The 18319-nt window shown below is 56.3% G+C and carries 20 protein-coding genes; 7 read left to right on the top strand and 13 right to left on the bottom strand.

Going from position 1 to position 18319, the window contains the following annotated elements; translation table 11 throughout:
- Window positions 1-952: 952 nt before the first annotated feature.
- The gene (locus tag ACXAGD_RS21190; RefSeq protein WP_475213775.1) at window positions 953-1381 is read right to left on the bottom strand and encodes a hypothetical protein; all 429 of its coding nucleotides are present in this window, start codon (window positions 1379-1381) and stop codon (window positions 953-955) included.
- Between the two features lie 105 nt (window positions 1382-1486).
- On the opposite strand from ACXAGD_RS21190, the gene ACXAGD_RS21185 reads away from it, so the two are divergent.
- The gene (locus ACXAGD_RS21185; protein WP_475213773.1) at window positions 1487-2251 is read left to right on the top strand and encodes a helix-turn-helix transcriptional regulator; all 765 of its coding nucleotides are present in this window, start codon (window positions 1487-1489) and stop codon (window positions 2249-2251) included.
- A 255-nt stretch (window positions 2252-2506) separates the two neighbouring features.
- Window positions 2507-3835 (top strand): MATE family efflux transporter, encoded by a 1329-nt coding sequence (locus ACXAGD_RS21180; protein WP_475213771.1) that lies wholly within the window; start codon window positions 2507-2509, stop codon window positions 3833-3835.
- Between the two features lie 210 nt (window positions 3836-4045).
- Here ACXAGD_RS21180 and ACXAGD_RS21175 read toward each other — a convergent pair whose 3' ends face one another.
- Together ACXAGD_RS21175 and ACXAGD_RS21170 are read right to left on the bottom strand one after the other, a co-directional pair.
- Window positions 4046-4660: a transmembrane anchor protein gene (locus ACXAGD_RS21175; RefSeq protein ID WP_475213768.1), complete on the bottom strand. Its 615-nt coding sequence runs from the start codon at window positions 4658-4660 to the stop codon at window positions 4046-4048.
- A gap of 13 nt (window positions 4661-4673) precedes the next feature.
- On the bottom strand, window positions 4674-5390 hold the full coding sequence (locus tag ACXAGD_RS21170) for a HupE/UreJ family protein (RefSeq protein ID WP_475213766.1): 717 nt from the start codon (window positions 5388-5390) through the stop codon (window positions 4674-4676).
- Window positions 5391-5573: 183 nt separating this feature from the next.
- On the opposite strand from ACXAGD_RS21170, the gene ACXAGD_RS21165 reads away from it, so the two are divergent.
- Window positions 5574-5723: a hypothetical protein gene (locus tag ACXAGD_RS21165; RefSeq protein ID WP_475213764.1), complete on the top strand. Its 150-nt coding sequence runs from the start codon at window positions 5574-5576 to the stop codon at window positions 5721-5723.
- A gap of 110 nt (window positions 5724-5833) precedes the next feature.
- Here ACXAGD_RS21165 and dmeF read toward each other — a convergent pair whose 3' ends face one another.
- Window positions 5834-6775, bottom strand: coding sequence for a CDF family Co(II)/Ni(II) efflux transporter DmeF (dmeF, locus tag ACXAGD_RS21160; RefSeq protein ID WP_475213762.1), 942 nt, complete (start codon window positions 6773-6775; stop codon window positions 5834-5836).
- A gap of 29 nt (window positions 6776-6804) precedes the next feature.
- A complete protein-coding gene (locus ACXAGD_RS21155) occupies window positions 6805-7077 on the bottom strand; it encodes a metal/formaldehyde-sensitive transcriptional repressor (RefSeq protein WP_475213760.1) in 273 nt (90 codons plus the stop codon).
- 312 nt (window positions 7078-7389) lie between these two features.
- Between ACXAGD_RS21155 and ACXAGD_RS21150 the strand changes: the two genes are divergently transcribed.
- Window positions 7390-7518: a hypothetical protein gene (locus tag ACXAGD_RS21150; protein ID WP_475213758.1), complete on the top strand. Its 129-nt coding sequence runs from the start codon at window positions 7390-7392 to the stop codon at window positions 7516-7518.
- A 61-nt stretch (window positions 7519-7579) separates the two neighbouring features.
- On the opposite strand, the gene ACXAGD_RS21145 is transcribed toward ACXAGD_RS21150, so the two are convergent.
- Window positions 7580-8779, bottom strand: coding sequence for a cytochrome-c peroxidase (locus tag ACXAGD_RS21145; protein ID WP_475214171.1), 1200 nt, complete (start codon window positions 8777-8779; stop codon window positions 7580-7582).
- Between the two features lie 87 nt (window positions 8780-8866).
- On the opposite strand from ACXAGD_RS21145, the gene ACXAGD_RS21140 reads away from it, so the two are divergent.
- On the top strand, window positions 8867-9337 hold the full coding sequence (locus ACXAGD_RS21140) for a tetratricopeptide repeat protein (RefSeq protein WP_475213756.1): 471 nt from the start codon (window positions 8867-8869) through the stop codon (window positions 9335-9337).
- A 30-nt stretch (window positions 9338-9367) separates the two neighbouring features.
- Here the strand turns inward: ACXAGD_RS21140 and ACXAGD_RS21135 are convergent, their stop codons facing one another.
- The 6 genes from ACXAGD_RS21135 to ACXAGD_RS21110 all read right to left on the bottom strand — a co-directional run bounded on the left by ACXAGD_RS21135 (window position 9368) and on the right by ACXAGD_RS21110 (window position 14940).
- A complete protein-coding gene (locus tag ACXAGD_RS21135; RefSeq protein ID WP_475214170.1) occupies window positions 9368-10369 on the bottom strand; it encodes a TRAP transporter substrate-binding protein in 1002 nt (333 codons plus the stop codon).
- 80 nt (window positions 10370-10449) lie between these two features.
- The gene (locus ACXAGD_RS21130; protein ID WP_170378746.1) at window positions 10450-11739 is read right to left on the bottom strand and encodes a TRAP transporter large permease; all 1290 of its coding nucleotides are present in this window, start codon (window positions 11737-11739) and stop codon (window positions 10450-10452) included.
- Entirely contained in the window at window positions 11740-12327 is a 588-nt protein-coding gene (locus tag ACXAGD_RS21125; RefSeq protein ID WP_475213754.1) for a TRAP transporter small permease, read from the bottom strand. It lies immediately after the preceding gene.
- 53 nt (window positions 12328-12380) lie between these two features.
- A complete protein-coding gene (locus tag ACXAGD_RS21120; protein ID WP_475213752.1) occupies window positions 12381-12899 on the bottom strand; it encodes a flavin reductase family protein in 519 nt (172 codons plus the stop codon).
- A complete protein-coding gene (locus ACXAGD_RS21115) occupies window positions 12896-13786 on the bottom strand; it encodes an aldo/keto reductase (RefSeq protein ID WP_475213750.1) in 891 nt (296 codons plus the stop codon). The genes ACXAGD_RS21120 and ACXAGD_RS21115 overlap by 4 nt, the downstream gene beginning before the upstream one ends.
- The gene (locus tag ACXAGD_RS21110; protein WP_475213748.1) at window positions 13786-14940 is read right to left on the bottom strand and encodes an LLM class flavin-dependent oxidoreductase; all 1155 of its coding nucleotides are present in this window, start codon (window positions 14938-14940) and stop codon (window positions 13786-13788) included. Before ACXAGD_RS21110 ends, ACXAGD_RS21115 begins: the two co-directional genes overlap by 1 nt.
- Window positions 14941-15045: 105 nt before the next feature.
- Here ACXAGD_RS21110 and ACXAGD_RS21105 point away from each other — a divergent pair, with 105 nt between their 5' ends.
- Window positions 15046-15756 (top strand): GntR family transcriptional regulator, encoded by a 711-nt coding sequence (locus ACXAGD_RS21105; RefSeq protein ID WP_475213745.1) that lies wholly within the window; start codon window positions 15046-15048, stop codon window positions 15754-15756.
- A 12-nt stretch (window positions 15757-15768) separates the two neighbouring features.
- Window positions 15769-16866, top strand: a complete 1098-nt coding sequence (locus ACXAGD_RS21100; protein ID WP_475213743.1) for a Gfo/Idh/MocA family protein — start codon at window positions 15769-15771, stop codon at window positions 16864-16866.
- 362 nt (window positions 16867-17228) lie between these two features.
- Here the strand turns inward: ACXAGD_RS21100 and ACXAGD_RS21095 are convergent, their stop codons facing one another.
- Window positions 17229-18287, bottom strand: coding sequence for an aldo/keto reductase (locus tag ACXAGD_RS21095; RefSeq protein ID WP_475213741.1), 1059 nt, complete (start codon window positions 18285-18287; stop codon window positions 17229-17231).
- Window positions 18288-18319: the final 32 nt, after the last annotated feature.

Below are 18319 nucleotides of genomic sequence, written 5' to 3'. Positions count from 1 at the left end.
GTTTTAGTGTTGTTCGACGGCCCCAAACCTGCCCATCAATTATTAGTCAATATGCTGCGCTTGCAGCCCGCACAGCCGCCATTCGCTGCGAAGGCAGAGTTTGAGAAATGACAAATCCCGCCGCCGTCACCACTGTTTGCAAATAGAACAAAACGTTGGTTTATTTCCAACGCTTGTGAGTTGGCTATCCGGCGGAATTCGACCAATACATGTGTAGGTTGTTGAATTGAGATCAATCGTCTGGTAACAAGACGAACCGGAAACCCTGATACTGGAGTGATCAGATATGCTGAATTGTCAGACCTCAATGCTTCGCGCGGCAGGCGCAGTAGCCCGTTAAAGCGGTCTGACAGGTTTCCGATCTGAAGGCCGCCTCGTGAGCGGCCTTTTTTGTGTTTTTCTCATGCGGCGGCTTTCCATCATTTCATGGAGAGAACAATGCCAAGTTTATCACTTTACATACCAATCGGCCGGTCGCGTGGCCTCTCACTGCGGCTGGCGGCTTTCTTTGCCCGTCGACCGAGTGAGGAAAAGCCTATTCCGCGTAAAAGAGCCGAGTTGCCGGCTCATTTGAGGAAGGACGTCGGCCTTCCACCGGAGGTTGAACACCCACCTCCTTCGCATTATCGGTTCCCCTTTTAGGGAAACGACCGAGCAAGGGCACTAAGCTGCCCTTGCTCTTAACAATCGTTCCGTGTCCGGAGAGATCGTTTCGCACTCGTCCTGCAACCTGTGAAGGCCAAGGTCGGCTGGTCCGAAGAAAAGCTGACCAAACTGGAATAGGAAGTCCTGTGCATTCATGAACGACTCAAGCCAAGTGTCGAAAGCGGCAGCGCCTTTGATAGCGCCAGCATGTCCGATGAAAAATACTGCCGTTGACGTCGCCTCGACCAATGAAGGATTTCAGGAATAGCCAGTTCTTCTTTTCAAACCCATTGAATTCCACTTCACGTCAGGATGTTGCGTGTTTGCTTGTCGCGTCGGGGCGGCAAGACAACAGGATAAGGACCAGAAAGGACAGGTTTAGTACGACGTTGAAGGGCGCACCCACCAGAACGGAGCCTGAGCTGTCTACGCAAAACCAGGACCATGCCGTAATCTGAGCGGTCTTGGTCGCGGCTGCCGCCGACACCGGAGCAACATAGGTCCCCAGTGCCCACTGCATTCCCCCCAAGCCAACGGTCAGGCCACCGGTGATCACCAGCAGTAAAGGCGACGGAACCATCAGTTCCGCGGGAACATCGTAAATTGGCCAATACGCGATCTGCAGAAAGATATGCGCAACGGGATGAAGAAACTGAAACGCGGCCAGCGCAAAAAGCACCCCGGTTGCAACCAGAACACCGCCTGAAATTCGCATTGCAGACTGTTGTTGGGTCATGAACTTCTCCTTTCGATATGCTTTCTTCATGCGACTTGCGGCGGGTGCAAATCAATTACCTCAGAGGTAAGTGAATTCTGTTCGGACCCTTGCTAAACTCAGGTCATGACACCCTATCCCGGCATGCTGAAAGAGTGGCGAAAGCGACGCAGGTTGAGCCAGCTGGACCTTGCGGTCGAAGCCGAGGTCAGCGCTCGCCATATCTCATTTCTTGAAACCGGGCGGTCGCGGCCCAGCCCGGACATGATCCTTCATCTGTCCGAGGTCATGAACCTTCCGGTCGAAACCCGAAATCAGATGATGCGCGCCGAAGGGTTCGCGCCGCGTTTTGCGGCAACGCCGATTGATGACACAGCGATGTCGCCCATCAGGGATGCGGTCGAATGGACACTTCGGCAGCATGCCCCTTACCCAGGTATGGTACTGGACCGGCTATGGAATGTTGTGATGCTCAACAGCGGAGCGCAAAGGCTTTTTAAGCCACTGGGGATCGGCGAGGGGCAAAGCCTGTTGGACCTGCTGACCAGTCCGCTGATGCCAGATCTTGTCGAAAACTGGCCCGAAGTCGCGCACCACACGATGTTGCGGCTGCGCGCTGAAAGCGCCAACGCAGGCGGCATACCCGCACTGGATGCCGCGGCGCGTACGTTGTCGCAACAGGGGCACGCCCGCGGTGACGCGGTGATCGGACCGACAATTTCTACAATCTACCGCTTCAGTGGTCAGCGGCTTTCCCTGTTTGGGACCATTGCGCAATTCAGCACAGTCACGGACGTCACGCTAGACGATATGAAGATTGAGCTGTTTTTTCCGGCCGACAACCAAAGTGCCAATTTTCTGCGTGAACTTGCACAGTTGGCTACCAATTAGATGATGGTTTGATCAGAGCCCCACCACGTTCCGGTGAACCCTGCTTATTCCTGCCCTTGGCAGGGTTCGGCAAACAGCGCGGCAAAAGTGATCTGGACGCCGAAGAATTATTCCCCTAGAACCTTACCTGTTAACTTGTCCCTAAAGGACCAATTTCATGGTGTTCCCGTCGCAGGGCTGAGCAGCCCCTCTTCATTCCGAGCATAAAGCTCCTTACCGCGACTCTTTCGCCGGACATTGTCCGGCAGGTGCCCCATGACAGACCAAATCCTGATTTCGCAGGCGCCCACCCGCGCCGAATTCACGCCGTTGATCCGGCTGGCCGTGCCGCTGATGGTCGGGCTGGCCGCCGCACTTTTGATCGGTGTCGTAGATACGGCGATGATTTCTCCGCTTGGCACGGTCCCGCTGGCAGCGGCAGGCGTGACCACCGCCGTTCTGATCATTCTTATCTCTGCTCTTTGGGGTGTAGTCACCGCAATTTCCGTCCAGATCAGCCAAGCCGAGGGGGCACGCGATGCCGCACGGGTTGCCCTAGCATTACGCAGCGGGCTGTTGCTGTGCTTTCTGGGCGGCGGCGGCGCGGCATTGGTGATGATGGTACTTTATCCACTGCTGGGGCCTCTGGGACAACCCAAAGAGGTTCTGGCGATCCTGCTGCCGTACTGGATGTCGATGGCGATCTGGATCGTACCATTTACACTTTTTTTCGGACTGAAAGCACTGTTCGACGCCGTTGGGCGGCCCTGGACAGCCGTGGCGCTGTCTTATCTGGGCGTCCTGTTCAACGTACCCGCAAACTATGCCTTTATTCACATCTTTGATCTTGGAATTCTTGGCGCGGGTCTGGCCAGCATACTGTCACAATGTATTTCGTTAGTTGCAGGGATTTATGTGCTGATACGCGCGCCCGGGCTGGCCCCCTTTCGCCAGCGGGTGACCGTTGCATGGGCGGATATCTGGTCACAGGCCAAAGACGCCCTGCCGCTCTGTCTTGGATACGCAGGTGAGGGCGGGGCTTACGCAGTGGTGGGTCTGATGATGGGCTGGTTGGGTGCCGAGGCGCTGGCTGCCCATCAGATCGTTAACGCGCTTGCGGGGTTGGCCTATATGATCCCGCTTGGCATGGCGGGTGCAGCCTCGATCCGTGTGGGTCTTGCAGTCGGCGCGGGAAGTCAAGAAAGGCTAAGACCAATCCTGAAGGCGTCCTTTGTGATGGTAACGCTCTGGCAGGCGGTCGCCGCAATCGTCTTCATTGCTGCGGGCCGAATGCTGGCGGAAACGATGTCAGACGACCCGGCCGTCATTGATCTCGCGGTCACGTTGTTTTTCATCGTGGCATTGCTGCAGATTGCCGACGGCGTTCAGGGCACTGCGCTGGGTGCGCTAAGGGGAATGTCGGACATGAACCTGCCGACGATCATTACCCTGACGGCCTATTGGCCACTTGCCTTGCCGGCAAGCTATGCACTGGGGTTCGTTTTCGATCTCGGAGCGGTCGGCATCTGGATCGGCTATACTCTGGGTCTGGTGGCAGCGGCGATCGCCCTGCCCCTGCGGTTCTGGGCGCTAACTCGAGCTTGAATTTGGGGTAGATCGATTGGAGAAACCTAACCGCGAGCCTCTTCGCAGTGGAGTGATGTGACCTGCCAGATTATAGGGCTGCGACATCATTGGCCTTAGGCGTGAGGGGATAGGTCGGGTTCGAATCCCGCCACAGTGACCGCTGACGGCGAAGCATCGAGTGGCAGGTTTGTTGCCGCGCACCATCGTTTTGATGCGCGGCTTGAGGCCTCACTCGCTTCTAACAATTTCCGAGTAAGCACCATTCAGGTTGAGTGTGACGGTGACCGCCTCATCGTCCCTGTTGCGCCAGAACCAGCCATGATCACCGGCGAAGGGCGTCTCAAAGCTGCCCTCGCCTTCGGTTTGACCGCGCCCTTTCTCGTAGGTCACGTTTTGGTCGCCCGCGTGTGCATGGAGGTCGAAGTTGACCCGACCACCTTCGGCCACCCACGCGTAGAAAAGAGTAGCTCCTGCATCCATGGTCGCCTTGATTTCGGCGTATGCACCGGGTTCAAGCGTGAACGTGATTGTATCCTGCCACGCTTGCTGAGCGTGTGCCGTGCTTACAAACAGACCAAAGATGTCATCCAGCAGGCTGGACGACTGATCAGCCCCGTGGAGTTGTTGATCCTGTTCCGCCTCATCGACCAGCTCCTGCTTGATTTCCCCCATCTCAGTCAGACCAAGCACGCGGCCTGCACCTGTCGGGTCGATCCCGTATTCAGCTGGCAACACGACCGCAACGAGTATCGCGGCGGCGCTGGCAACCGCAATGATGGTGGATCGTAGAAGCTGGGCTGAGCTGGGCAATTCTTCGAGGCTCGGTTTCTTTGCATTAAACATTTTGAGGTTTTCCTTATGCGGCCACGAGATAGCCGGTGAGTTGATATCCCATCAGCGCAAAGCCGATGGTCATCATGACGACGTTGACGGTGTAGGCTTGCTCGAAAAACTTGGCGCTCTTTCGCCAATACCCCATGACGACGAGGATGGCTGCGAGTGCCAGAAGTTGCCCGATTTCGACGCCAACATTGAAGGCCAGGAGATTGGGTAGCAGCCCATCGGGTGCGATCTGGTAGTCCAGTATCTTCGTGGCCAAGCCAGTGCCGTGAAACAGGCCAAAGATGAAAGTCGCCGCCTTGGTGTTCGGCTGAAAACCAAACCACCGTTGAAACGCCCCAAGGTTGTCGAGCGCCTTGTAGACAACCGACAGCCCGATGATGGCATCCACAATGTATGAACTGATGCCCCAGCCAAACCAGACGCCTGCGAGCATCGTGATGGAATGCCCCACGGCAAAAAGGCTCACGTAGACTGCAATGTCTTTCGACCGATAGAGGAAGAAGACGACGCCAAGGAGGAACAGGATATGGTCGTAGCCCGTGACCATGTGTTTGGCCCCGAGATACATGAAGGGGATCATATGCACGCCCCAGATTTCTTGGATGTAGCCAGCATCGCCGGGCGTAACATCATGCGCTATGGCTGCGCTGGTCGATAGCAGCCACATGGATAGGACGAAGAACGCAAGACGCTTAGAATCGCGTCTGACGCCTTCATTGAAGGTTCTCATGGAGTAACTCCGCTGTGTATTTGGATTGATCGGTGACGCGCGTGAGCCGCGCAGAGCCGATCAAGCGCGCGGAGGTCGGTCTATTCGGAACTGTCGGGTGGGGCCGTCGGCAGAGGTCAGCTTTCGCCAAGCTTCACCTGCGTGCAAATCAGGAGCGGTGCCAGGACCGCTGGAAAGAAACGCTTGGTTGTGATCGTGATCAGCTACATCGTGGTTGTGACCGTGCATCGCCCAAAAGAGGTCTTCTTTGAACCCGTGCGAATGGCCGTGATCCTCGACCATTTCAAGATGGTCGTGGATCGTCTCAAATACCGCCGGTACGTGCGAGAATGATGGCGTTACGGACCAAACGAACAACGCGAGACAGAGGGCAGCCAAGCCAACTCTCTGAAAGTGCGCGTAAGCCTGTTTCATCACATCCGTCTGCCCAATGGTTGGAGCCTTTATGCGGCTGCCACGATTTTGTTCACCTCTACCGTAGTGTGTGCCACGTGGTCAATTCCACCTAACAGGCTCTTGTATTCGTCTGTTGATCTTGGAGCGGTTGAAGCGACGGATACGATAACCGAGTAATAACCTGGACCAACCTGCCAGATGTGAAGGTCAGTAATCTCGTCGGTGTCGCTTTCGATTGCACTGCGCACCTCCGACGCAAGATGCCCGCCGTCTGGGGTGCGGTCCAGCAAGACACCGCCCGTGTCTCTGATAAGCCCCCATGACCAGCGCGAGATCACTATCGCGCCGACAATGCCCATCACCGGGTCAGCCCAGAACCACCCGTACGCCCTTCCCAGCAAAAGCGCGACAATCGCGAGGACGGAAGTCAGCGCATCCGCCAATACGTGCAGATAGGCGGCACGCAAGTTGTTGTCTTGTTCGTGGCCATGATCGTGGTGATGGTGCCCATGCCCGTGATGGTGATGATGGTGGTCATCGCGCAGAAGCCATGCGCTGGCCAAGTTGACGATCAATCCTACGACTGCGACCATGATGGCCTGATTGAAGCTGATCGGTACGGGTTCTACCAATCGCAGCGCGCTTTCCCAACCAATTAGGAGAGCAATCAGCACCAGCACTACGGCGCTCGCAAAGCCAGCCAGATCACCAACCTTGCCTGTACCAAAACTGAAGTTGCGGTTGTTGGCGTTCTTCCGTGCATAGCGGTAGGCTAGAACCGCGATCAGCATCGCTCCAGCGTGCGTGGACATGTGCCACCCATCAGCGACAAGCGCCATCGACCCAAACCAATGCCCGGCTGTGATCTCGATGATCATCATCGTAGCCGTCAGTGCAATCACCAGCCAAACCTTACGTTCGTTGCGTTCCTGATTTGCGCCAAGAAAAACATGCTCGTGGGTGAACGCGGATACATCTTGATTGCTCATTGCAGGCCCTTTCGACGTAGCCGTGTTCGCTACTTCAGATACGACTTCAGAATCTGGATCATTTCTTCCGCCCCGCTCTCGCGGTCGGACGCGGTAGGAGCATCGACTACATGGCTGCGCAGGTGTTCTTCGAGCATTTCGTTTGTCAGCCCGGCCATCGCACCTCTGATTGATGCAATCTGGCGCAACACCTCGTTGCAATCGGCATCTGCTTCCAACGCGCGCTCAACGCCTTCGACTTGACCTTTGATCCTACGGAGGCGGGCAATGAGTTTTGAGTTGTCACGGTTGAGGTGGCCCATGCAGATACTCCAAATATAGTATAGGGGGGTATACTACTAAGGTCGCAGAAGCAAGCAGACTTATTAACGTGTAAGAGCTACCAAATTTCGGAAATCAGCCATCTGTCCATCGCACAGGATCAGTTAGCAAAGGCTCAATGCAGCTCTCGGAGCGAGCGCGGCATTTCATTGAAAGACCCACCTGGCGCAGATTAGGACAGTCCAAAGCCGATCTCCTGCAGCAACCATCGGTGCTGCGATGTGGTTCGGCAAACCGGACTTTAGTCGCAGCCTTAAAGCCTGAACGTAGATGAACTCAAACAAAACCGACATTTGAAACCTGCGCACAGCAAGGTGAAATTCTACGCGGCAGAGGCCCATTCGGACGCGACCGCCCCAACCGATGCGTTGGCCCCAAAACATCTAATTGCCGAGATCTGCCCCGCTGCAAATGGTGTATAAGATTGAGACATAGGCGAAGTGCGCCTAGAGCATCCCGCCAGAATGTTTTCCTGATGGATGGCTAAGGAATGAACCCTTTCGGCACCCCGAACTTCAATGAACCTACGCTAATACCTGTCAATGAATGCAGAAAAGCAATCAGGTTTTGAATTTCTAACTCCGTGAGCTGGATTGGAACAATGTCATTCTTTTTGCGTTGTCGCTCCATTTCATAGCCGTCCTCCCAAACTAAGAAATCCGTTTTTTGCAACCATGGCACCTCGGGCAATGCAGCCATTTCAGGACTCCACTTTTCTAGGCTTGCCTGCGGATCTAAATGATGGCGAATGACGCTTTCAAGATCGGGGAAGGCGCCATTGTGACCGTAGGGCGCGGTCAGGGCAACGTTGCGCAACATAGGGGTGCGGAACCTATAAGCATCCTCAAGGCGGTTGCTTTCACCCATGCGGCCTACATCCCGAACGAAGGGATCCCACTGCCGGGTGCGACCCGGTCCAAAGGGCGGTAAACCCAAGGCATGGAACTTCTGATCTGACATGAGCGGTCCGGTGTGGCAGGTGAAGCAACGGGCTTTGCCGTAGAAAAGCTTCATCCCATCCAATTGGGCCGATGAAAGGGCATTTGAATCACCTGCGAGGTACTGATCAAACGGGCTGTCGGTGCTCCGCCACTCGATCGCCATGAAAGCGGCCAGAGCGTTGGCGACTTGCGTGATCGTGATGTCTTCGATCGTCTCGACCTCATCAAAGGCGGCGACAATGGCCGGACCATAGCGTGGATCGGTGCGGACGCGTTTCGCCAGAATCGGCCAGCCTTTGTCTATTCGATCATGCACCGCGCCTGTGACCTCATTCTCGGCCACATTGCCCGCCATCTCGAATTGTGAGGTCAAGGGAAACAAAGCCTGCGCCGCCAGCAGGGAATTCAGGCCCTCGGGCAGCCACTCCTGCGCTGGGGAATTGAAGCTGTTACCATAGACGTTGGAAATGCTCAGCCTGCCGTCGTGAAAGACGGTGTGAATTTCCTTGGCCCCAAGGTTCCACAAGCCCGGAGAGTTGCGAGGGATGCGTTTGCGTATTCTGTCTGCCCCAGTGCCGGGTGTGCGGTCCAGCCCCAACCCCTGCCCGCCTTCTCCTATGCCCAGTGACAACCCGTCCGAGGTGCCGAAATCCGGGTGGTGACAATGGGCGCAGGTGATGTTGCGGTTACCTGACAGGATCGGGTCGTAAAACAGTTGATGACCGACGGCGGCCTGTTCCATATCAAAGGAAACAAAGTCATCATCGGTTAGCGGGCGCGGTAAATCCTGTGCTGCAGCGGCCCCAACCCACAAGAGAGCAACTATCCCATGCGTCAGCTTGTTTTCGCCCTTTGCACAATTGCGTCCCCAGCTCTGGCGGAACTGGAGCAAGCGCGCGATTTGATGGAAGCCGGTCAGTTTGAAGCCGCGCGCGAGGAACTTCTTCCAGCCGCACGCTCGGGCAACGCCGAGGCTGAGGAGTTGATCGGCGTGATGTACGGGTTGGGTCTCGGGGTCGAGCAGGATTACGAGCGGGCCTTTGAATGGTATCTGCGCGCCTCGATGAAGGGACATCCTGGGGCTCAGTCGGGCGTTGGCTGGTATTACGAATTGGGTCTGGGCATGCCCGCGCCCGATTTGGTGCGAGCTTATATGTGGTACACGCTCAGCGCCATTGGCGGCGACCCCGACGCGGCGATCAGCCTTGAGGAAGTGGTTAAGAAAATGTCTCCGGAGCAGATCGAAAGGGCGCATGTGCTGGTCAACGACTACAAAGGGTGGATGTACCCGTTTCGGTGATGGCCGGGCTGCAAAGCCCGGCCCATGCATTTAGTTCAGGTCCGCATCGCGTGAGGCGTTCACATCGGCCTCCGCCGCAGCAACCGCTTCGGTCAACGCACCAAAGATTTCGTCCCCGCGGGCGACGTTGGACTGGAACCAGTCATAAACCGGAGTTGCGGCATCTTTGAACGCGGCCTTCTGATCGGGCGTCAAGACATAGAGGTCTCCACCACCGGCGACAAAATCCTCATAGGCCTGAATCGATTTTCGCTTGGGCGAGGCAAAGGTGGCCTGTTGCAGCGCATAGAAACCGTCGACGACGACGCGGCGCATATCCTCGGGCATCTCCTGGAACTTGGCGTTGTTCATCCACCACAGCGCGCCCATATAGGCATGGCCGTCCAGCGTGACATATTGCAGACCCGCGTCAGGGAATTTCATGCCCATAATGTCGGTGATGCCGTTCTTGGATCCCTCGACCACGCCGGTCTGGAAGCTGGTGAACAGTTCCGGCCATGGGATCGGTGTCGGCGAAGCTCCCAAAGCTTTGACCAGTTCCTGCGGCAAGTCGGCGACCACGGTGCGGATTTTCAGACCTTCCATGTCGGCAGGCTCGGCAATACGGCGCTGGGTGTTGGCGAAGTTGCGCCAGCCACCGGTATTGCCAATGGTCATCAGACGGATCGCGCCGCCAGAGTCCTCCAGTGCCATGTCGCGCATGGTGCGGGTGAAATCACCGGACAGAACATGCTCGGCAATGCGGTCATCGGCCATCAGGTAGGGCAGGTCCAGAACCTGCACATAAGGAAAGATGCCAGAGGCCCCGCCCGAAGTTGAGATATAGATGTCAATGGTGCCATCGGCCACGCCTTGCAGGCATTCCGCGCCGTTCGAACACAGTTGGGTACCGATGAACAGCTCGACCTCGATTGCGCCGTTCGAGGCGGCTTCGACATAGTTTTTGAAGACGATCAGACCGTCATAGTCTTCGTCATTTTCGTTTGAGTTCGCGGTGGCGCGCAATGTGTAATCGGCGGCCGTCGCAGCCATGGCGGACACGGCCACAAGCGATGTGGCCACCGCTGCGGATTTGATGAAGTCTCTGAGCATGCGTTTCCTCCCTGTGATACTCAGTTGGCAAATCCCGTTATCCTCGGGATCGTCATGGATAGTGCGGGGATATAGGTGATCAGGAAGATCACTATGATTTCGACAGCCAGGAACGGCAGGATCGCCTTGGCGATGGTTTCGACCCGCTCGCGCGATACGGCGGCGGCGACGAACAAGACCAAGCCCATTGGCGGGGTGGCGAGGCCGACGGTCAGGTTGACGCTCATGATGATGGCGAAATGGATCGGGTCTACACCAAGGCTGGTGAAGATGGGTCCCAGGATCGGACCAAGTATGATGATCGCGGGACCTGCGTCCAGAAACATGCCGACGATGAAAAGCAGCAGGTTGATCAGGAACAGCAGGATAAGCGGATTTTCCGACAGGCTGAGGATCAGCGAGGCCAGTTGTTCAGGCGCATGGCTGAGGCTGACAACCGTCTTGAACGCCATCGCCGCACCTACCAGCAACAGGACAACGGCGGAGGTCATGCCGGCGTTGCTGAGCACCTCTGGCACTTCTTTCCATGTCAGCGTGCGCAGAACGAAGAAGCCGATGATGAAGGCGTACCCCACGGCGACGGCGGCGGCCTCAGTTGGTGTGAAGATGCCGCCCAGAATGCCGCCCAGAATGATCACCGGGGTCATCAATGGGAAAAAGGCTTTAAGGCTGGCCTGACGCCGCTCGGGCCAGGTATATTTGCGGCTTGCGACGGGGAAGTCGTAGCGGTCGGCCATCAGCTTGATCATCAGCATTAAACCAACGCCCACCATAACGCCGGGGACGATACCCGCGAGGAAGAGTGCGGCGACGCTTTCGCCCATCACATAGGCGTAAATGATCATGATGCCCGAAGGCGGAATGATCGGTCCGATCACCGAACTGGCTGCTGTGATCGCGGCGGCGAATTTGCGGGTATAGCCCTGTTTCTCCATCGCCGGGATCAGCATCGACCCAAGCGCCGAAGTATCTGCCACGGCGGACCCCGAGAGGCCCGCGAAGAGGATCGAGCTCAGCACGTTCACATGCGCCAGGCCGCCGCGCAGATGGCCCATCAGGGCCTGACTGAACTCGACCAACCGGATAGTAATACCACCGCGATTCATCAACTCTCCGGCCAGCATGAAGAAAGGGATCGCCATCAGCGGGAAGCTGTCCATGCCGTTGTAGACATTGCGATAGAGCAGCGTGATGTCGTTGGTCTGACCGTTGAGCCACAGCAGGATACCGGGCGCGGCCAGAAGGGCGAAAAAGACCGGCAGGCCGATCAGCAGGAATATCAGGAAGGTGGGCAGGAACCAGATCAGCATTTATTCGGCCCCCACTGCCGCGTCAGGAATTTCGGGCAACAGGTGACCCCCGCCCAGCAGTGTTATGAAGGATCGCAGGATCAGTTCGATATTCACCGAAATCAGCAGAATGATCCCCACCAACAACGAGGCCATCATCCAACTGCGCGGGATGCGGTACCATTCGTCGAACCCGAATGAGGTGGGAAGATATAGCGCTGCGGTGGCGAATTTGCCGCCAAAGCCAGTGACCTCGGACCAGCCGATATTGACCGCAATCAGCAAGACAGCGAGCGAGATCAGCAGCAGCAACAGGTTCAGCGATTGGCCGATTAAGCGTGGCAATAAGCGCTCCAGCATGTCGATGGCCACAAAGCCGCCGCGGCGAAAGGCGGTGGGTGCCATCAGGCCGGTCATCCAAAGCATGCAAAACCGCGCGGCCTCATCCGGCCATGGCAGAGCATTGCCCAGTACATACCGGAAGAACACTTGAATCAGGATTGCGATCACCATGAGTGCAATCGCAACGACACCAACCGCGCGGCCCAGACGCAGCGCGGTTTCGTTCACGAATGCAATCGGCGCAAGCACCGATGCCAGTCCGCCCATGCGGATCCTCCCTTGTTCAGCCGCGGGTATGTCCCACGGTCGTCAAATCGCGCTTAGTGCTGCGCAAATTGGCCAAGTTTCCCGGCGTAAAAGGTCAGCGCGTCTCCATCCGCCATGCTGGCCTTAAGAACCTTTCCAATGACAATAACGTGGTCGCCCGCATCGTGATACGCGTGCTGTTCACACTCGAACCGCGCTAGGCAGTTCGGCAAGATCGGCGTTCCGTTTTCGCACTGCTCATGCGCAATGTCGCGCAGGGCGAAGGCGTCCTTCGAGCAACCAAAGCACAGCTCGGCCTGTTCCGCAGACAGCACATGGACGCTGAAATGGCGGGCTTTGTGGAAATAGGGGAAGCGGCGCGAGTTGCGGTCGCCCGCCCACATTATCAAGGGCGGGTCCAATGACAGGGACGAAAAGCTATTGGCCGTGATGCAGACCGGGCCATCCGCGCTGTCGCAAGTGACGATGGTGACACCGGTGGCAAAGCGGCCAAAGGCGTCGCGTAAGGTGCGGGTGTCGTCCTTATGCGGAACGAAGGTGTGGGTTATGTCCTTTGAGATTGCGTTCATCATGGCACCTCATGCCCCAGCGCCGCCTCATAGAGGCGGTACCAGCTTTCACGATCCAGTTTGACTTTCAGCGCGTCCGAGGCGCGTTTGATCCGGTCCAGATTGTTGGTGCCCAGAACCGGCAGAATGTTGGCCGGATGTGCCAGCAGGAACGCTACGGCAACGGCGGCGCGATCCACGCCGAACTCGGCCGCAATTTCATCCGCGACAACGCCCACAGGCGGGTTTCCGGCCATCAGCAACCCACCACCCAACGGCGACCATGCCATCAGCGGATGGCCGTGTTGCTGGTGAAATGCCAGATCACCGTTGGTGAAGGGGCTGATCTCGCCCAGAGAAATCTCGATCTGGTTGGTGACCAATTGGGTTTTCATCGCCGATTGCAGCAGGGACCAATCCCAAGGCCGGAAATTCGACACGCCTACCGCGCCGACCTTGCCGCTGGCGACGACCTCGTCCAAAGCGGCGCCAGTTTCATGATGGTCCATCATGGGATCGGGACGGTGGATCAGAAGCAGATCGATATGGTCAATCGCCATTTCGGACAGCGACGTGTCGACCGATTTCAGAATGTGAGCGCGCGAGGTGTCGTAGTATTTTACTTTCGCATCCGCGTAACGGCCAACCGGCGCGATGATGTCACATTTGGTGACGATCTCCATCTTATGGCGCAGGTTTGGGTTGATGCGCAGGGCCGTACCCAGAACAGCCTCAGCCTCGTAGCCCCCATAGATGTCAGCCTGATCGAAGGTGGTGATACCCTGATCCAGACAGGCCTGGATTTTGGCTTCGACATGAGCCGCCGATGTGTCTGTGTCGTCGCCCAAGCGCCACATGCCATAGACAAGGCGGCTCATCTCCAGCGAGTCAGAAAGTTTCACACGTTGCATCAGCGACGAACTCCGTTGCCCAGCGGAGTTGCCGGGGTATTTGAAGGAACCCTTCCGTAAGCTTCGGGAAGGGAGCAGGTTTTCAAGTTCGGCAGAACACGGCTGCCGAAATGGCGGGCTTCGTCCATGTGAGGGTAGCCCGAGAAGATGAAGGCACGAATGCCCATTTTTTGGTATTCTTCTATCTTCGACATAACCTGATCGGTCGACCCGACCAGCGCGGCTCCGCAGCCCGAACGCGCACGTCCGACGCCGGTCCACAGGCCGGGTTCAACATAGCCATACTCATCGGCCAGATCGCGGTTCTTGGCCTGATGCGCCACGCCCAGCGAGGTCGAATCCAGCGCCCGTTCCCGTATCGCGCGGCCATACTCGTCGTCCAGTTTCGAGACGATGTAATCGGCGTATTCTTGCGCCTCGGCTTCGGTATCGCGAACGATCATGTGGACGCGCAGGCCATAGTCCAGTGTGCGGTTGTAATTCTCGGCGACTGCGTGGACGGCCTTCATGCGTTCGGCCAGTTGGTCTTTGGTTTCGGGCCACATCAGGTAGACGTCACAATGCTCGCCACATAGGTCCAGCGCAGAGGGAGAATAGCCGCCGAAATAAAGTAGCGGCCCTCCAGTCTGGTATGGCTTGGCCGGGTCGGTGGTCAGGCCTGAGAAGTTATAGACCTCGCCTGTATGATTGATCTCATCCTGCGTCCAAGCCTGTTTCAGGATTTCTACTACTTCGCGCGAGCGCTGATAGCGGAACGCGCTGTCGGCTTTCTCACCGGGAAAATCCGATGAGATGATGTTGACCGTCAACCTCCCCTTCAGCATGTGATCCAGCGTTGCAATGGTGCGGGCCAGCATGATCGGTTGCATCTCACCACAGCGTACGGCGGCCAGCAGGTTGATCCGGTCGGTGATGGGTGCGCAGCCCGCGACAAAGCTCAGTGTGTCCTGACCCACCTGATAGGAAGACGGGCATAGGATGTTTCGAAACCCCTGCGCTTCGGCCTCCTTCACAATGCTTGAGCAGTGTTCCCAACTCGACCGCAGGTTGCCATCGGGAATGCCAAGGAACTGGTAATCATCGGAACACAGCGCAGCAAACCACGAAACTTCGGCCGCATTCAGATCGGGGGATGTGATGGGGACGATGCTCATTTGATTCACGCTCCGTACATCTTTGACTTTCCTCTTGCGTAGCAATCGCTTTGATGTAGATCAATAGTGTATCAATTTTTGCTGCGACCGAGTGAAGCGTCTACCGTGCCTGCATCCAACCGAAACCCAAATGCCCTGCCGGTATATATTCAGATCGCGGAACTTCTGATCCGCGACGTCGCCGCCGGGCGCCTTATTGATGGTGAGCGTTTGCCGCCCGAGCGCGAGATGGCGGCGGAGCTGAATGTCTCGGTTGGAACGCTACGAAAATCGCTCTCTGAGTTAGAGAAAAAGGGGATGTTGGAGCGTATCCAAGGCTCAGGCAACTACATACGAGAGACCGGTACACAAAATAGCGTCTATGCAATGTTCAGGCTGGAACTACCTGAAGGGGGTGGCCTTCCACGTGCGGATATCCTGTCAGTTGACCATCTGAAGAAGCCAGTCGATCTGCCAAAATTCGGTGTTTCTTATGCCGGTTCGCGCGTACGGCGGATGCGCTACCTGAATGATACAATCATCGCTGTTGAAGAAATTTGGCTGGACGAATCAGCGGGCCTTGTCGACCAGAACCTCCTGTCTGACTCACTCTATCGCTATTATCAGCACCAGTTGGGCTTTTGGATCGCAAGAGCCGAAGACAGAGTCTCGGTCCAGCCTCTACCGGACTGGACTCCTCCTGACTTCACCAAACCAGCGGGTCAAACGGTAGGTTATATCGAGCGGTTCAGCTGGTCGGAAATCGCCGAACCCGTTGAATTCTCAAAAACATGGTTCGACCCAGATCGGGCCAACTACGTACAACGTTTGAAGTAAAAGGAATCGCACATGACCCGGACCATCAATTACGGGCTGATTGGATGCGGAATGATGGGGCAAGAGCACCTGCACAATATCGGATTGCTGGACGGTACGAATGTGGCAGCGATCTTTGAGCCCGATCCAGAGATGGCAAAAGTCGCCAAGTCAATTGCTCCAACTGCAGCGATGGTGGGTTCCGTGCAAGAGCTTCTGGCAGTTGAAGAACTGGACTGCGTCGTCATTGTTAGCCCAAACCATCTTCATGTGGACCAAATCTGCGAAATCGCTGAAACACGTCCGTTACCGCTTTTGGTGGAAAAGCCATTGTTCACCGACACACAAGACGTGGCCCGGGTCGAGCAGCTGCAGCGCGACTACCCCTGCCCGATTTGGGTCGCGATGGAATACCGGTACATGCCCCCTGTTGCGGCTCTGATCGAGGAGGCACAGGTGACAGGTGGTATAAAAATGTTATCGATCCGCGAGCATCGTTTTCCTTTCCTGGACAAGGTCGGTCACTGGAACCGTTTCAACCGCAATACTGGCGGTACTTTTGTTGAAAAATGCTGCCACTTCTTCGACCTAATGCGTCTGATATTGCAATCCGACCCGGTGCGTATAACGGCAAGTGGTGGGCAGGCGGTGAACCATTTGGACGAGAGTTACGACGGCCAGACCCCAGATATTCTGGATCACGGCTATGTTCTTGTCGACTTTGCGTCGGGTGCGCGCGCGATGTTGGAACTTTGCATGTTTGCCGAAGGCTCTCGCTATCAGGAAGAAATTTCGGCCATCGGACCAGATGCTAAAATCGAGGCGTTGGTTCCAGGACCCGGGCGCTTTTGGCAGGATCACTTGGGCGCACCCCCCCCGCCGCGAGTAATCATTAGTCCGCGCAATCCCAAAGGTCCGGTATCAACGGACGTCCCAGTAGACCCGAACCTGTTGGCGGCTGGGGATCACAATGGATCGACCTACTATCAGCACAAAGGATTCTTGGCCGTGCTTCGTGGCGAAAAAACAAAACCGGATGTGAGTTTGAATGACGGACTCTGGGCCGTCAGAATGGGGCAAGCGGCGCAACAGGCAATAGACACCAGCGAAACAGTATACATGGTCGAGTGAATGGGATCAAAAACGCTCGTGAATATTGCAACCGCTAAAAGACCCCATATTGCGTGAACTTAAGACAGATACCGCCACTCGAGTTGGCAAAGGGCCAAATATAGCAACTGTGCGAGTCTACTTTTCCGCATTCCAAAGGGGGATGCCACCCTACATAGTTTGCCTTGCTTCCCCGGCTGCAAATGGCCGCCTTTCATGATCGAGCGAGCTGCTCTTGCGGATGCAGCTAAAGTGCACTTCAAGGCATGCGTACAGCACCGGATCACGGACGAAGCGGCCATCGGGCTTTTTAAGCCGATGACCGCTTGCTGAAACTTCTGCATCGAATTCAAGTCAGACAATGCCGCTCGATGAGTGCGAGACTAGTCCCATTGCGGCATGAACGCATCGGCGTATCGCGCACCAAACCCACCCTTCGGCAGGATTTCCGCGATAGCACTCAAGTCATCAGCATTCAGATCCAGTGCTGATGCTCCGACATTCTCCGCGAGGCGTTCTTGGCTACGTGTACCTGGGATTGGAACGATGTCGTCGCCCTGCGCCAAAAGCCACGCCAACGCTAGTTGCGAGACTGATGCGTTCTTTGTTTCGGCGAGCACTTTGAGTTTTTCGACCGCATAAACGTTCTTTTCATAGTTGCCGGGCTGCCAACGTGGGTCGAACTTCCGGAAGTCGGTCTCTTCATATTCGTCTGCGGGTTTTGCGTGACCTGTCAGGAACCCGCGCCCTAGTGGTGAATAGGGAACAAAACCGATCCCAAGTTCGCGCAGCACCGGAAACAGCACTTCTACATCCCGAGCAAAGAGCGAATACTCTGTTTGCAGTGCTGCGACGGGTTGCACAGCATGGGCGCGTCGGAGTGTTTTCTCACCCGCTTCACTTAGCCCGAAATGCAGCACTTTGCCTTCTTTGATTAGATCAGCGACGGTGCCTGCAACGTCCTCAATCGGAACATTTGGGTCTGGCCGGTGCTGATAGAGAAGATCAATTCGGTCGGTTTTCAGATAACGCAGGCTGTTTTCGGCCACCCTACGGATGTTTTCGGGTGTGCTGTTTAATCCGATACTCAATCCGCCGTCGGGATCGGGCGAGAATCCGAACTTGGTTGCGATCACGATGTCATCTCGAAAATCTTTGACCGCGCGACCAATGAACTTTTCATTTTCGCCCCAGCCGTACAGCTCTGCTGTGTCGAAGAAGGTGACCCCTAAATCATAGGCTTTTTGGACAGCGGCAAGCGCGGACGCCTCATCACTTGCTCCATAGAAAGACGTCACCCCCATTGCACCATAGCCGAGGGCGGATACTTCAAGTTCTTGGCTGCCCAGTTGTCGCTTTTTCATATCAATACTCCATTCTTGCATGATCGTTGATGAGCATATGGGCATGGAGAAAGGGGGGGGCTGCCTGATTATGTGCAATCATTGCCTATTTCTATCACATTGTTGACTAT

The organism is Ruegeria sp. ABF4_144 (assembly GCF_056160045.1).
The sequence above is the reverse complement of the archived record's forward strand: the minus strand, read 5'-3'. Positions and strand labels throughout refer to the sequence as shown.

What these genes read in the sequence shown, in the direction of transcription:
- ACXAGD_RS21130 (WP_170378746.1), bottom strand. Translation starts at nt 11,739, where the DNA reads ATGCTGATCTGGTTCCTGCCCACCTTCCTGATATTCCTGCTGATCGGC.
- dmeF (WP_475213762.1), bottom strand. Translation starts at nt 6,775, where the DNA reads ATGAGCAATCAAGATGTATCCGCGTTCACCCACGAGCATGTTTTTCTT.
- ACXAGD_RS21135 (WP_475214170.1), bottom strand. Translation starts at nt 10,369, where the DNA reads ATGGCTGCGACGGCCGCCGATTACACATTGCGCGCCACCGCGAACTCA.
- ACXAGD_RS21145 (WP_475214171.1), bottom strand. Translation starts at nt 8,779, where the DNA reads ATGGAACAGGCCGCCGTCGGTCATCAACTGTTTTACGACCCGATCCTG.
- ACXAGD_RS21155 (WP_475213760.1), bottom strand. Translation starts at nt 7,077, where the DNA reads ATGGGCCACCTCAACCGTGACAACTCAAAACTCATTGCCCGCCTCCGT.
- ACXAGD_RS21170 (WP_475213766.1), bottom strand. Translation starts at nt 5,390, where the DNA reads ATGAGAACCTTCAATGAAGGCGTCAGACGCGATTCTAAGCGTCTTGCG.
- ACXAGD_RS21115 (WP_475213750.1), bottom strand. Translation starts at nt 13,786, where the DNA reads ATGCAACGTGTGAAACTTTCTGACTCGCTGGAGATGAGCCGCCTTGTC.
- ACXAGD_RS21185 (WP_475213773.1), top strand. Translation starts at nt 1,487, where the DNA reads ATGACACCCTATCCCGGCATGCTGAAAGAGTGGCGAAAGCGACGCAGG.
- ACXAGD_RS21140 (WP_475213756.1), top strand. Translation starts at nt 8,867, where the DNA reads ATGCGTCAGCTTGTTTTCGCCCTTTGCACAATTGCGTCCCCAGCTCTG.
- ACXAGD_RS21190 (WP_475213775.1), bottom strand. Translation starts at nt 1,381, where the DNA reads ATGACCCAACAACAGTCTGCAATGCGAATTTCAGGCGGTGTTCTGGTT.
- ACXAGD_RS21175 (WP_475213768.1), bottom strand. Translation starts at nt 4,660, where the DNA reads ATGTTTAATGCAAAGAAACCGAGCCTCGAAGAATTGCCCAGCTCAGCC.
- ACXAGD_RS21110 (WP_475213748.1), bottom strand. Translation starts at nt 14,940, where the DNA reads ATGAGCATCGTCCCCATCACATCCCCCGATCTGAATGCGGCCGAAGTT.
- ACXAGD_RS21180 (WP_475213771.1), top strand. Translation starts at nt 2,507, where the DNA reads ATGACAGACCAAATCCTGATTTCGCAGGCGCCCACCCGCGCCGAATTC.
- ACXAGD_RS21125 (WP_475213754.1), bottom strand. Translation starts at nt 12,327, where the DNA reads ATGGGCGGACTGGCATCGGTGCTTGCGCCGATTGCATTCGTGAACGAA.
- ACXAGD_RS21120 (WP_475213752.1), bottom strand. Translation starts at nt 12,899, where the DNA reads ATGATGAACGCAATCTCAAAGGACATAACCCACACCTTCGTTCCGCAT.
- ACXAGD_RS21100 (WP_475213743.1), top strand. Translation starts at nt 15,769, where the DNA reads ATGACCCGGACCATCAATTACGGGCTGATTGGATGCGGAATGATGGGG.